The sequence below is a fragment of the Peribacillus muralis genome (assembly GCF_001439925.1).
Lineage (GTDB): Bacteria > Bacillota > Bacilli > Bacillales > DSM-1321 > Peribacillus > Peribacillus muralis.
On the sequence record NZ_LMBV01000005.1, the window covers coordinates 235,725 to 248,487 of the forward strand.

Below are 12,763 nucleotides of genomic sequence, written 5' to 3' on the forward strand. Positions count from 1 at the left end.
CCTTTTTTGCAGCCGTGTGTTTTACCTCGGTTTCACTTAAAGAATAGCGATAAAATAAATGTCCAAATGCATACGAAGGCTAATAACCCAAAGCTGTATTTCAATGTCATTTTCGTTAAGGCGGATTCTTGTCCGGTTTCGCCAACGGCTGCCGTCGCTATGGCAATCGATTGTGGGGAAACGAGCTTTGCCATGACGCCCCCCGCGGTGTTGGCGGAAACTAATAATGATGAGTTTGTCCCTATGATATGGCCTGCAGTGGCCTGTATCGGAGCAAATAACGTATTGTTATTCACTACAGACCCAGTCATGAACACGCCAATCCATCCTAATAGTGGAGATAACAGCGGGAAGATGTGACCTGTTGTCGCAACCGCTTCGCCTAAAACGATTGTTAATCCACCATATGACATCAGTTTAGCTATACCGATAATTGCGCAGATCATGATGATTGGAATGCGGAACTCTGAAACCGTTTTTTTCAGGAGCGAAAGACCTTCACTTATATTAATCGCTTTCGTCGTAGCGATGGTCGTCAGTGCAGCCAATAAGATCGCTGTTCCTGTTGCCCCGATTAAATCAATGCCGATTGTAATCGAAGAACCAGGGAATATGAATTTCAGCACAGTCGATTCAAGGATAGCTCCTTGGGAAAACAGTCCTTTAAAGGCGGGAAAGCTCCAAATCAAGACGAATAGAGTCAGTAAGTAAAAAGGAGACCATGCCTTTACGACATCACTCATTGAATGTTTTATTAGTTCAGATCCTTTGCCGTTAAGTAAAAATAAATGTTTAGGCTGCCACTTATTAAGAAATAACGCCAACACCCCCATGGTTAGGAGAGAGGGGATAATGTCGGCTAGCTCTGGTCCGACAAAAACGGTCATGAGCGCCTGGGACACCGTATAAGTAGTGGAAGTCACTAAAATGGCCGGCAATACTTCTCTGATTCCTTTAAATCCATCCATTAACCATATTAATAAGAAGGGAATGGTAAAGTTAATGAGCGGCAGTGTTAAGGCCGTCATCATCGACACATTCATTGATGTCACATTTTCCAGGCCGAAAGTATCAATGATGCCTACCGGTATGCCGATTGCCCCGAATGCTCCTGAAGCCCCGTTTGCTATAAGGCAGAGCATCGCTGCCTGTAAAGGCTTGAAACCCAATGAAACCAATAGGACGGCACAGATCGCGATCGGAACACCAAAACCTGCTGCCCCTTCAAGAAAGGCGTTAAAGCAAAAACCAATTAGTAGGAGCTGAAGACGTTGGTCTTGTGAAATCCCTGCAATGCTACCGCGTAATACTTCGAATTTTCCGGATTTTACAGAGATTTTATATAACCAGACGGCCATCACGATGATATAACCAATCGGCCATATCCCTTGGAACGCACCTTGAGCCACACTTCCAATCGCTTCTCCCAAGGGTAGCTTAAAGAGAAAAAGGACGATAAGAAAGGTAACGAACAAGTTTAGGAGGGCTGCATGAATTCCCTTCATTTTGAATATCGTCAAGCATAATAGAAATAAAAGAATGGGTATGGCTGCAACTATTGCCGACAGTGCAAGATTATTAAATGGGTTGTATGTTTCTACTAACATAATGACAGCTCCCTGTGTAAGAAATTCTGTTTAGAGTATGAACTACTTCCAAAATTGGGATTGAATATCTTGAAGCGTATGAACAGAACGGGTAAATTGTTCTTTTTCGCTTTCGTTTAGGGAAAGCTCGACAATTTTTTTTGCACCTGTTCGATTGATGACAGTAGGGGTACCAATATAAACATTACTATGGCCATACTCGCCTTCCAACAATGATCCGACTGCCAAGACGACATTTTCATTCTTTAAGATCGCTTTTGTGATTCTTGCCAATCCCATTGCGATTCCATAATACGTAGCTCCCTTGGACTCAATGATCTCGTAGGCAGCATCACGGACACTAACGGAAATCTCTTTTTTTCTTGCCTCCGTTAATTTTCCTGCGATAGGCAATCCGGAGAAATTGGCAGAGCTCCATACTGGAAGTTGTGAATCACCGTGTTCACCAATGATATAGGCATGGATACTTGTAGGTGCGGTATTAAATTCTTGTCCTAATAAAGAGCGGAATCTTGCAGAGTCCAAAATAGTCCCTGAACCAATTACTTTTTCTTTCGGTAAACCAGAAAATTTCCATGTAGCATAAGCCAAAATGTCTACTGGATTCGTTGCAACCAAGAATATGCCATTAAATCCAGCTTTCATAATGCTGCCTACGATCGATTCAAAAATGTTCATGTTTTTCTTTACAAGATCTAACCGAGTTTCTCCGGGCTTTTGGGCAGCGCCAGCACATATGACTACGATTGCAGCATCTTTACAGTCCTCGTATGACCCGGATTTTATATTCATGGCACTAGGCGCATACACAAGACCATGATTTAAGTCCATAACATCGCCTTTCGCTTTTTCTTGATTCAAATCGACAAGAACCAACTCATCACATATTCCTTGGTTCATCAAAGCATAGGCATAACTTGATCCAACTGCACCAGTACCAACTAAAACGACTTTATTTCCCTTTGTAGAATTCATAATGAATGCCTCCGATTTTTTCCGAATGTAACCCATTTTTATAGATATCAGTATTATTCTGTCCCTGTAATTCTAGAGCGATTCTTAAGAAGGATAATCTTTATTTTTTAAGTTTGTGAAATATTTCACATGAAGGTTTAAAAAAATTAGCAGGCCTACATGCGCGATATAAACAAAATAACATTGTGAAGTATTTCACAATGTTATTGTACTACACTTCACTAGGTCATTGCAATAAACAATTTGGTTAGATTTATTTTTGACATGATAGCACATCAGACCGAATAGAAGGTAGATGAAAAAGGAGATGACACATGGCGCAAAGAATATAGTGTAAAGGATGGATAATGCACAAGGTTGAAAAAGAAAAGGAAATGGGAAGTGTGAAGTATATCATCATTGGAATGCTGGTATTGGGCATAGCCTGTGTCGTGACCTTCAAACTAATTTCCTATAAATATTGGACGTGCATTTATACGGCATTCGGCTCTGATAATTATTTTAAGGTGATTGGCAAATTGGAAAGCGGAGGGGTGCCCTTCAAAACGAAAACGCCTATGAATTTAGGTTCGACGGACTTCCAAAATCGCAACGAAACGACTCAATACGATGTTTATGTGAAAAAAGAAGATGAGCAAGCTGCCCAAAGGGCGATTCACGGAGGCCAATCCTTGTGACCGATTTTTATTTTGATTTCATCTGGAGGGAAATGATGAAAAAACAATTGCTTAATATAATGGAAAGAAAAGAACTTGTGGAGTTATACTCCGATACAGAAGATGTAAGAAAATTCGATGTGGTCAAAATCCTAAACGTGTCGGATGCATTTATAGTGGCGGCTAATATTGCTTCAAACGGAATGTATGATGGCTATCGTTTGCTTTATCTTGATAACATTCATCAAATGAATATCAATACGAAATACATTAAGAAAATCAAGAAATTATATGTGTCCAAAAAACAAAAGCACATGGAATTCGTTGATGGAAATGACGATTTACTGTTGAGTTTTCTCGATTTTGCACATAAACATCATTTTATGGTTTCAGTTGATCTTTTCAATGTTCATGGGGAGGTGCAAGGCTTCATCAAGAACCTGGAAGATGATATATTTGTCATTTCGATGGTGAACGAAGTGGGGGAGCTTGATGGTGAAGCATTCATTAAATCTGATGCCATACATGCTATGTCATGTGATGATCAAGACGTATCAGATTTAATGCGGATATTTTCGGAAGCGTGAAAGTGAACGAGTTCAGGAGCTTATGTCATACGATCGTTCTATCTTTTAAGAGGAGCTCACCTATTTTCCATAGTTTCAATGACTGAAAATTTGTATAATGGGGAGGTGGACTAAGACGATCTAAAAAAGAATGTACATATAGGAGGAGCATGAATGAGCAAGCTTGATGGCAGGACCATAGCTTTATTGGGAGCAAGGAAAACGGAAGAACTGAGCAAGATCGTTCATAATCTCGGGGGAGTGCCGCTTGTTCGTCCAGCACAGGGCACGGTATTCCTTGATGATTCCCATTTGGAAGAAGATGTAACCCGTTTGATGGCAGGAGAGTACGATTGGATCATCCTCACGACCGGAGTGGGGACAGAGCTCTTATACAAAACGGCAATGAAGCTGGAAGCGGGGGATCGTTTCATAGCAGCTTTGCAGTCGATGAACATTGCAGCTAGGGGCTATAAAACGGTGAATATGCTGAAGAAGCTTGGCCTCAAACCGTTGGTTCGTGATGATGATGGAAGTACGGCTGGGCTCGTTCGCAATTTGGAGGGGCATCTGTCTGGTGATGAAAAGGTGGCCTTGCAGCTACATGGCGATCCGGCTCCGCTCTTGGTGGACTGGCTGGATGAACAAAGCGTGGAACATAAGGAAATCCTTCCATATGAGCATATACCGCCGGAAGAAGGAACGATGCAGCAGCTGGTCGAAGAAATCCTTGAAGGAACGATTGATTCCGTTGTGTTCACGAGTGCACCTCAGCCGCGCAATTTAATGAAATTTGTCCGTGAACAAGGTGTGGCGGACAAAATAATCGACCAGTTCAAATCGAAGGTCATTGCACTTGCAGTAGGAAAGGTAACGGCGCAAGTTATAATCGATGAAGGCATTGAACGGGTCATATATCCTGAGGATCAACGGATGGGCAGTGCAATGGTGGAATTGGTGAAATATTATCAGGCCTTTGCCAGCAGATAGAGGTGAGCGGTATGACCAAGGGTAAGGTCTATTTCGTGGGGGCAGGCCCGGGGGATGCAGGTCTGATCACCGTAAAAGGCCAAAAGGCGATTGAAAATGCGGATGTCATATTATATGATAGGCTGCTAAATCCTAAATTATTGGAGGCTGCCCCGCTCGATTGTGAATTGATTCATTGTGGAAAGACGGCATATTCTAATGGCTTCAGTCAAGCGGACATCAATGACCTGCTTGTGTTCAAGGCAGTGGCAGGACGTCGGGTCATCCGTCTGAAAGGCGGCGACCCTGCTGTTTTTGGAAGAGTGGGTGAGGAAGCGGAGTCGTTGAGAGCTAACGGAATTCCATTTGAAATCATTCCAGGCGTTACGTCTGGCATTGCCGCCTCCATCTACGCAGGAGTTCCCGTGACACATCGAAATAATGCTTGCTCCTTTGCAATGGTGTCGGGCCACGGCAAAGGAATGCAGGATATAGATTGGTTGGGCCTTGTCAATAGTATGGACACTGTTGCCTTCTATATGGGGGTGGTCAATCTTCCGGATATTTGCCAAAACATGATCGGCCATGGAAAGCCTGCAAACACGCCAGTGCTTGTCATCCAATGGGGTACGTATGGTAGACAGGTAACCGTCGAGGGGACATTGGACGATATAGTGGAAGAGGTAAGAGCAAAATCGCTCCAAAATCCAGCGATCACTTTGGTTGGAGATGTCATTTCACTTAGACAATGGTTCGAAAAGAAACCACTGTACGGACAACAATTTTTAGTGGCCAGAACGGGTACGGCAAAGAGTTTACTGGCGGAAGAGTTGCAGGAACTTGGCGGCGATGTGATTGAGTTTCCGAAATGGGTGACCGCTCGTGTGAAAATGGAAAAAAGCCAGCTGCTCTCTTTTCTTTCGTTTGACCGAATTCTTTTCACCTCACCAGAAAGTGTCCATGGATTCCTGGATTCACTCATTGAAGTTGCGATTGATTTTCGGCTGATTGCTTCTGAGCTTTATGTCGTATCGAGGAAATCAAAGAAGGTGTTGCAGCAGCGCGGACTGATGGCCAAGCTCAAATCCGAGATGGCGGAAACGGGAAGCTTGTTGGTGATTGGAGATAGAGAAAAGAGCCAAATCGATTCGGATTTTGGGGACGCAAGTTATGTTCAGTCGATTGAGAAATTTGTGGATGAAAGATTCCTGGAAATATTGCCGAGAATGCTAGCCGAAAAGTCTGTCGATACGGTGGTTTTTTCGAACCGGCATTCAGTTGATATGCTTATGGAATACACATGCAAGGCAAATGTGGATTTTGAAGCGCTCTTAAAGGATGCTTCGATTGGCGTAATTGGGAAGCAAACCGGCCAAAGAATCAAAGACTATGGATTTGCCGTGAATATGATGCCCGAAGAACCATCTGTCGAAGAATTGGTGGCGTTAATCGTGAACGGAACGGCCTGAGGCTTTGAATACCGTTTCCTTGGGTCCTTCTTACAAGCCGCTAGGCTCATCTCCCCTTTCAATGGAGGTATTACACTAAAAGTCTTTTAAATCGCTATAAAATGGGTATATAAATATGAGTAACTTTTCTCGGGAGGCGAAATAATTGAAACGTACGTGGGAGTTCGCACTAAGTATCATTGGCGTTAGCATCGCTGCCATTTTTTTAATCGTAGCGATTATTGCAGCGGTTTATCTCAACAGTGTCGATTTGAAAGGGATGGTGGACTATTCATTAATGACAGATTCGGAGTTTTCAACATCCGAGATTGATACGTCCATTAAAATGTTCATGGGTCTGCTATGGGCGGGGATCATCTCATTGTTCATTGCATTGGCAGGAGGCTTGAGCGCCATCTTTCTATTAAAAGGCGGCAAAGCGAAGATAGCCGGGATTTTATTATTGATTACGGGTATCGTGACCGTTTTTCACGTCTGGCCGCTTATCTTCTTCATCGTGCCGGGAATTTTGTGCCTCGTAAGGAAGCCAAGGGACACGGTGGAAGTGATCGTCTGATCGATATGATACATAGGATGGGAAGAAGGAGCTGATCTCGTGCTGGAGGTTAGCTTCTTTTTTATGCATCCTTATTGAAGGCCACGGGCGAAAGCTAGCAGTAAACCTTATATCTATAGTAGAAAAAGATTTTTGAAATTGGAGTGAATGTATAGAAAAATGCTATAATTGTAAAAAGATGTATTTTTAACCGGAGGGGGTTTATTTATGGGAAATGATCAGGGGCATGTGAATTGGATGGATCAGATTTTTCGGGACTATGAAAAAGACGGCGGTCTGAGGAATAATCCTGGTTTTGGAAAGCCGCTGCCGGAGTCGGCGCTCTCGGGAAACATGTATGACAACTTCCTGTCAAAGGCCAAAGACGCAGGCTTCCTTCCGCTCTGGATAAAATGGCAAAAAGAAATTCGGGAAGAGCTATCCGAAGTCGTCCAAGTGCGAAAAATGAACGGCGGGAACATGCAAATAACGAAACGAATTGAAGAAATTAATGAGAAAGTCCGTACATATAATGCGATTTGCCCGCCCAAAATGCAACGCAGGGAAATTGAGTGGGAAAGCATCGAAAGCCAGTATGAAAAATGGAAGTAATGGATTATGTGCAAAATGCGGGTAATTGTATGAAGTGATTATGAAAGGATTATGATATAATGGCATGAATAAAAAACAGAGAGAGGGACTTCGATTGGAAAATAGAAAAGAAGTTTTTTCATGGATAAAAGCGATCGGGATTGCTGTCATTCTTGCTTTTTTAATTCGTACGTTTATATTTGCACCGATTGTGGTAGATGGTGAGTCAATGATGCCGACCCTGCAAGATCATGAGCGGATCGTTCTTACCAAATTTGGAACGAATATCGATAGCATCGATCGATTTGATATTGTCGTTTTTCATGCTACGGTGGATAAAGATTATATTAAAAGGGTTATCGGTCTTCCGGGTGACCATATTGAATATAAAGATGATACGCTTTATATTAATGGAAAAGCTTACGAAGAACCATATTTGGACAAATATAAGCAACAAATGGCGGGAGGTATGCCGCTGACTGAATCCTTTAAGCTTGAGGATGTTACTGGCGGAATGACGGTACCTGACGATCAATTGTTCCTGATGGGGGACAATCGCCAAAACAGTTTGGATAGCCGGGAAATCGGTACGATATCCGTCGATGAAATCGTCGGAAAAGCCAATCTGGTGTACTGGCCGATCAAGGAAATAAAAATAGTAAACTAAAAGGGCGGACTCGGTCATCGAGTCCGCTTTACCTTTGGCACATTTCAACAAAAAACGTGCTTATTCTACTTTTTTTGTGAAAATCAACTCATATGGGTGAATTTAGGTTATTCTAGTATAAAGAAGCAATCACGTAACAAGACCGTATCGGACAATGGATTATATGTAAAAAGGGGTACAGTAGATGGAAATGGTAAAAGAACTAATATCAAACTACGGTTATTTTGCGATATATGGACTGCTGGCCATCGGGATCATTGGTTTGCCGGTACCTGATGAGTTTATGATGACGTTTGTCGGCTATTTGTCATCCATTTCTGTTTTGAATGTCCAGGGGGCGTTCCTCGTAAGTTTTCTAGGTTCGGTCTCCGGGATGCTTGTCAGTTATTTCATTGGGAAAAAGGTGGGCAAGCCTTTTTTGAAAAAGCATGGTAAATGGATTAAAATGACTCCGCCAAGGTTGGAGAAGCTGGAGGCATGGTTCAATAAATACGGTCCATGGACCATAATCATTGCTTATTTCATCCCGGGAGTCCGGCACTTCGCAAGTTACCTTTCCGGAATGAATGGAATGGAAAAACGAAAGTACCTTCTATTCGCAGGTGCAGGAGCATTTAGCTGGTGTTTGGTATTTACGGCTTTTGGCTATTTCATTGGTGTGTTAACCTGACTTTCCAATCCGTTAGATTGTCCGATCTTAACTATCAGAAAATCCCGTTTCCGGTACCCGGAAACGGGATTTTCATTTCGCCGGCATCTAGCTAAGGGATGGCATTCGTGACTTTCGGTGATTGATATGGAAGGCGAGCAAGATTTCTCTGCGAGTGAAATACCGCCAATCCGGTCTCTTTTCTTGTATAGGATTAGTTTGACGGGAGTGGTGGAACGGGAATAAGAAGAAAAGGCTGAAACACTTGGCGAATCAGGTAGGAAAAGTGATAAAATGAAAAATATATATATTTAGAGGAGTTGTCGAATGTGACTGAATTGAATTGGCGAGAAGAAGTTGAAAAACGGAAGATGGACCTATTGCTGGACACACAAAATTTGTTGAAAATTAAAAGTGTTCTGGATGAAGAAAACAAAACAGAAGATGCACCATTTGGTACAGGGGTGAAGGAAGCGCTTGATTTCATGCTTCAATTGGGAGAAAAAGACGGTTTTACCGTAAAGAATGTCGATAATGTCGCAGGTCATATTGAAATGGGTGAAGGCGAGGAGTTAATCGGGATTTTATGTCATGTAGACGTAGTGCCTGAAGGAGATGGTTGGAGTTCGGATCCGTTTGGCGCAGAGCTCCGCAATGGCCGCATATATGCTCGTGGGGCAATCGATGATAAAGGGCCGACGATGGCAGCCTATCATGCCATGAAGCTGGTCAGGGAACTTGGGAAACCTTTGAACAAACGTGTGAGGATGATCATCGGGACAGATGAGGAATCAAACTGGCGCTGTGTGGACCGTTACTTTGAAGTGGAGGAAATGCCATCGATGGGATTTGCACCGGATGCGGACTTCCCTATCATCAGCGCGGAAAAAGGAATCTGGGACTTCTCCGTCATTCAACCTGCTGATGCAGGAAAAGGAACGAGCTCTGAAGTGAATGTCAGCGAATTTTCTTCAGGCAGAAGGACGAATATGGTACCTGATTTTGCAACGGCGATTGTCGAGGCTGCCAATCCTTCTGAGGTGGTGGCAAACTATCAGGCCTATCTGGAAAGATACTCGTTGAAGGGACAAGCGGTACCACAAAAAAACCAAGTGCTTCTCGAAATGAATGGTATCTCGGCACACGCTATGGAACCGAACAATGGAGTTAACGCAGGTCTTCATCTAGCCGGATTTTTAGCCGATCTTACGCTTGATCCGCATGCGAAATCCTACTTCACATTCATCAAGGATCGTTTGTTTGAAGATTCCCGCGGAAATAATCTAGGGTTGGCTTATACGGATGAGCAAACGGGCGAATTGACGATAAATGCCGGAGTTTTCCAATATTCCAAAAAAGGTGACAGCTCGATTGGCTTCAGCGCGCGCTATCCGGTGACGTTCGAATGGGAACAGCAAAAGGCGGCATTGGAGGAAAGGCTTGCGGCATATAATTTAAACGTGAAGACCAATTCGCATTCAACACCACATTACGTGAACAGCGACAGCTTTTTGATCAAGACGCTGCAGCAGGTTTATGAAGCGGAGACCGGTGATAAAGCTGAACTGCTTTCAATAGGCGGCGGCACATACGCGCGCTCATTGAAAGAAGGCGTAGCATTTGGACCGCTTTTCCCTGGCAGCGAGGATATTGCACACCAAAAAGATGAATATATTGACATTGAAGATATGCTCAAGGCTACGTCCATTTATGCACGTGCCATTCATGAATTGGCCAAATAAGCGGCAAAGAGGGAGAAGACATGGGGAAAATCATACTTAACGGCGAAATTAAAAACAGGTCTGATGTTTTGGTTGATATTGAGGACAGGGGATATCAATTCGGGGATGGCGTCTATGAAGTGATCCGGGTATATAATGGTCGATTATTCGCGGGAGACATGCATCTGAACCGTTTGATGGACAGTGCAAAATTGATTCAGATGAAGGTTCCCTTCACTGTAGCGGAAATCGAAACGCGTGTAAAAGAGCTTGTTTCTGAAGATCATTTGCAGGACGGGATCATCTATATGCAGCTTACAAGAGGTGTAAGCCCGCGGACACACGCATTTCCTAGTGCGGACGTCGAACCGGTATTTGTTGCCTATACGAAGGAAATTCCGTATACAGGGAAAATGAAGCCAGGGGCAAAAGGCATCACGACTGACGATATTCGCTGGTTGCGCTGTAATATTAAAAGTTTAAATCTACTCGGCAATATCATGGCTAAGCAAGTAGCGGTGGAGGCAGGATGTGACGAAGCGATCCAGCATCGTGATGGGCTGGTCACGGAGGGAAGCTCGTCCAATGTGTCAATCGTGGTGGACGGTACGCTGAAAACGCATCCCGCCTCCAACTTGATCTTGAATGGGATTACCCGCCAGGTGATGCTGAAGCTTTGCGCTGATCATGCTATTCCCTTTGTTGAAGAAGCCTTCACGATAGAGGGTATGATGGCAGCGGACGAAGTACTCTACACGAGCACAAGCGTCGAAGTAACGCCGATTATTAACATCGATGGTCGAATGATCGCAACCGGCGCACCGGGACCGGTGACCGAAAAATTGCAACTGCTTTTCGCTGAGGAAATCGAAAGGCAATGCGGTTCCGTTAACTGAATGTGAAAACCCCCTTTGCCACACTGGCAAGGGGGTTTTTTGATGTTAAACGTGCATGCCGCGTAAATACGCATGGTGTAAAATTATCAGTTTGTCCTTTTTGACATTTTTAAGCTCCAGGAATATACTTGCCAATAACCTAAAAAGTTTACTTGTCGCAACATTTTGAGTTGCATATAAAAAGGAGTTGAAATACACATGTCTGGTGCATTGCATCAATCTTCTTCCCGTGGATTCAAAAATCTGCTTCCATATCTAGGCCCGGCGTTCATAGCGGCGGTCGCCTATATCGATCCAGGGAATTATGCAACCAATATTACCGCCGGTTCAAAATATGGCTATACGTTATTATGGGTGATTTTCGCTTCCAATTTGATGGCTGTGCTCATTCAAACACTGTCAGCAAAATTAGGGATAGCCACTGGGAAAAACCTTCCTGAGTTATGCAGGGAAAGATTTCCGAAGAAAACATCATTTTTACTATGGATACAGGCCGAAATCGTTATCATGGCCACGGACTTAGCTGAATTCATAGGTGCTGCACTTGGGATTTATTTGATCTTCGACCTGCCGCTCATCAAATCGGCCCTCATTGCAGCATTCGGTTCCTTTGCCATTTTGGAATTCCAGCGCAGAGGTTATCGGACATTCGAAGCGTTGATCACGGTCATGATCTTTGTCGTGGTGCTTGCTTTCGGGGCTCAGGTTTTTTATGCGCATCCTGACACATCGGCCATTGCCTTAGGACTATTCACGCCAAAATTCGAAGGAGTGGACAGCATTTTACTGTCGGCGGGTATGCTTGGAGCAACCGTAATGCCGCATGCGATTTACCTTCATTCCTCTTTAACCCAAAAGAGAATAGTCGGTAAAAACGACCTTGAAAGAAAAAGGATTTTTCGCTTTGAGCAGATTGATATAGTCATCGCCATGTTGATCGCTGGTGGAATCAATGCCGCCATGGTCATCGTCTCGGCTGCCCTATTTCATAAGAATGGAATAGTAGTGGAGGATTTGGATGTAGCTTATCAACAATTTGGTACGATGCTCGGACCATCCGTCGCAATCTTTTTTGGGATCGGATTATTATTTGCCGGCTTATCCAGCTCTTCCGTCGGCGTCATGACAGGTGATGTCGTCATGCAGGGATTCATTAAAAGACATATACCGATCTATGTGCGAAGGATCATCACCACCGTTCCGCCCCTGCTCATCATATTATGGGGAGTGAACCCGTCCAAAGCACTGGTCATGAGTCAAGTCGTACTCTCATTTGGTATCGCCTTCGCCCTAGTGCCCTTGATCATGTTTACAAGCAATAAAAAAATCATGGGCAATCTCGTCAATCATAAAATCACTTCGACTGTTGCCTGGCTGATTGCGGTCCTTATTATCGGACTGAACCTGTTCCTGCTTTACGAAACACTGTTTAACTAAAAGGACTAGACTTAGTCCTTTTTTT

The 12,763-nt window shown here is 43.6% G+C and carries 13 protein-coding genes; 11 read left to right on the top strand and 2 right to left on the bottom strand.

Features of this window, described 5'->3' with window-relative positions; genetic code table 11:
- Positions 1–32: 32 nt before the first annotated feature.
- Both ASU00_RS09635 and ASU00_RS09640 read right to left on the bottom strand, forming a co-directional pair.
- Positions 33–1,607: an L-lactate permease gene (locus ASU00_RS09635; RefSeq protein ID WP_057913237.1), complete on the bottom strand. Its 1,575-nt coding sequence runs from the start codon at positions 1,605–1,607 to the stop codon at positions 33–35.
- A 42-nt stretch (positions 1,608–1,649) separates the two neighbouring features.
- Positions 1,650–2,582: an L-lactate dehydrogenase gene (locus ASU00_RS09640; RefSeq protein ID WP_057913238.1), complete on the bottom strand. Its 933-nt coding sequence runs from the start codon at positions 2,580–2,582 to the stop codon at positions 1,650–1,652.
- A gap of 347 nt (positions 2,583–2,929) precedes the next feature.
- Between ASU00_RS09640 and ASU00_RS09645 the strand changes: the two genes are divergently transcribed.
- The 11 genes from ASU00_RS09645 to ASU00_RS09695 all read left to right on the top strand — a co-directional run bounded on the left by ASU00_RS09645 (position 2,930) and on the right by ASU00_RS09695 (position 12,738).
- Entirely contained in the window at positions 2,930–3,259 is a 330-nt protein-coding gene (locus ASU00_RS09645) for a hypothetical protein (RefSeq protein WP_057913239.1), read from the top strand.
- Between the two features lie 35 nt (positions 3,260–3,294).
- Positions 3,295–3,825: a hypothetical protein gene (locus ASU00_RS09650; protein WP_152983722.1), complete on the top strand. Its 531-nt coding sequence runs from the start codon at positions 3,295–3,297 to the stop codon at positions 3,823–3,825.
- A 153-nt stretch (positions 3,826–3,978) separates the two neighbouring features.
- Positions 3,979–4,794 (top strand): uroporphyrinogen-III synthase, encoded by an 816-nt coding sequence (locus tag ASU00_RS09655; protein ID WP_057913241.1) that lies wholly within the window; start codon positions 3,979–3,981, stop codon positions 4,792–4,794.
- Positions 4,795–4,805: 11 nt separating this feature from the next.
- Complete coding sequence (gene cobA / locus ASU00_RS09660) at positions 4,806–6,242, top strand: uroporphyrinogen-III C-methyltransferase (protein ID WP_057913242.1); 1,437 nt, start codon at positions 4,806–4,808, stop codon at positions 6,240–6,242.
- 145 nt (positions 6,243–6,387) lie between these two features.
- The gene (locus tag ASU00_RS09665) at positions 6,388–6,798 is read left to right on the top strand and encodes a DUF4064 domain-containing protein (RefSeq protein WP_057913243.1); all 411 of its coding nucleotides are present in this window, start codon (positions 6,388–6,390) and stop codon (positions 6,796–6,798) included.
- A 207-nt stretch (positions 6,799–7,005) separates the two neighbouring features.
- Positions 7,006–7,389 carry a DnaJ family domain-containing protein gene (locus ASU00_RS09670; protein ID WP_057913244.1) on the top strand — a complete coding sequence of 128 codons (384 nt, stop codon included), beginning with the start codon at positions 7,006–7,008 and terminating at the stop codon, positions 7,387–7,389.
- A 64-nt stretch (positions 7,390–7,453) separates the two neighbouring features.
- On the top strand, positions 7,454–8,035 hold the full coding sequence (lepB, locus tag ASU00_RS09675) for a signal peptidase I (RefSeq protein WP_057913245.1): 582 nt from the start codon (positions 7,454–7,456) through the stop codon (positions 8,033–8,035).
- A 184-nt stretch (positions 8,036–8,219) separates the two neighbouring features.
- Positions 8,220–8,705 carry a DedA family protein gene (locus ASU00_RS09680; RefSeq protein WP_057913246.1) on the top strand — a complete coding sequence of 162 codons (486 nt, stop codon included), beginning with the start codon at positions 8,220–8,222 and terminating at the stop codon, positions 8,703–8,705.
- 308 nt (positions 8,706–9,013) lie between these two features.
- Complete coding sequence (gene pepV / locus ASU00_RS09685; RefSeq protein WP_082630226.1) at positions 9,014–10,426, top strand: dipeptidase PepV; 1,413 nt, start codon at positions 9,014–9,016, stop codon at positions 10,424–10,426.
- Positions 10,427–10,446: 20 nt separating this feature from the next.
- Positions 10,447–11,301 (top strand): D-amino-acid transaminase, encoded by an 855-nt coding sequence (gene dat / locus ASU00_RS09690; protein ID WP_057913247.1) that lies wholly within the window; start codon positions 10,447–10,449, stop codon positions 11,299–11,301.
- A gap of 198 nt (positions 11,302–11,499) precedes the next feature.
- Positions 11,500–12,738, top strand: a complete 1,239-nt coding sequence (locus tag ASU00_RS09695) for an Nramp family divalent metal transporter (RefSeq protein WP_057913248.1) — start codon at positions 11,500–11,502, stop codon at positions 12,736–12,738.
- Positions 12,739–12,763: the final 25 nt, after the last annotated feature.

Bases quoted from the DNA above. Each gene is read 5' to 3' on its own strand.
- ASU00_RS09635 (WP_057913237.1), bottom strand. From the start codon at position 1,607: ATGTTAGTAGAAACATACAACCCATTTAATAATCTTGCACTGTCGGCA.
- ASU00_RS09640 (WP_057913238.1), bottom strand. From the start codon at position 2,582: ATGAATTCTACAAAGGGAAATAAAGTCGTTTTAGTTGGTACTGGTGCA.
- ASU00_RS09645 (WP_057913239.1), top strand. From the start codon at position 2,930: ATGCACAAGGTTGAAAAAGAAAAGGAAATGGGAAGTGTGAAGTATATC.
- ASU00_RS09650 (WP_152983722.1), top strand. From the start codon at position 3,295: ATGAAAAAACAATTGCTTAATATAATGGAAAGAAAAGAACTTGTGGAG.
- ASU00_RS09655 (WP_057913241.1), top strand. From the start codon at position 3,979: ATGAGCAAGCTTGATGGCAGGACCATAGCTTTATTGGGAGCAAGGAAA.
- cobA (WP_057913242.1), top strand. From the start codon at position 4,806: ATGACCAAGGGTAAGGTCTATTTCGTGGGGGCAGGCCCGGGGGATGCA.
- ASU00_RS09670 (WP_057913244.1), top strand. From the start codon at position 7,006: ATGGGAAATGATCAGGGGCATGTGAATTGGATGGATCAGATTTTTCGG.
- lepB (WP_057913245.1), top strand. From the start codon at position 7,454: ATGAATAAAAAACAGAGAGAGGGACTTCGATTGGAAAATAGAAAAGAA.
- ASU00_RS09680 (WP_057913246.1), top strand. From the start codon at position 8,220: ATGGAAATGGTAAAAGAACTAATATCAAACTACGGTTATTTTGCGATA.
- dat (WP_057913247.1), top strand. From the start codon at position 10,447: ATGGGGAAAATCATACTTAACGGCGAAATTAAAAACAGGTCTGATGTT.
- ASU00_RS09695 (WP_057913248.1), top strand. From the start codon at position 11,500: ATGTCTGGTGCATTGCATCAATCTTCTTCCCGTGGATTCAAAAATCTG.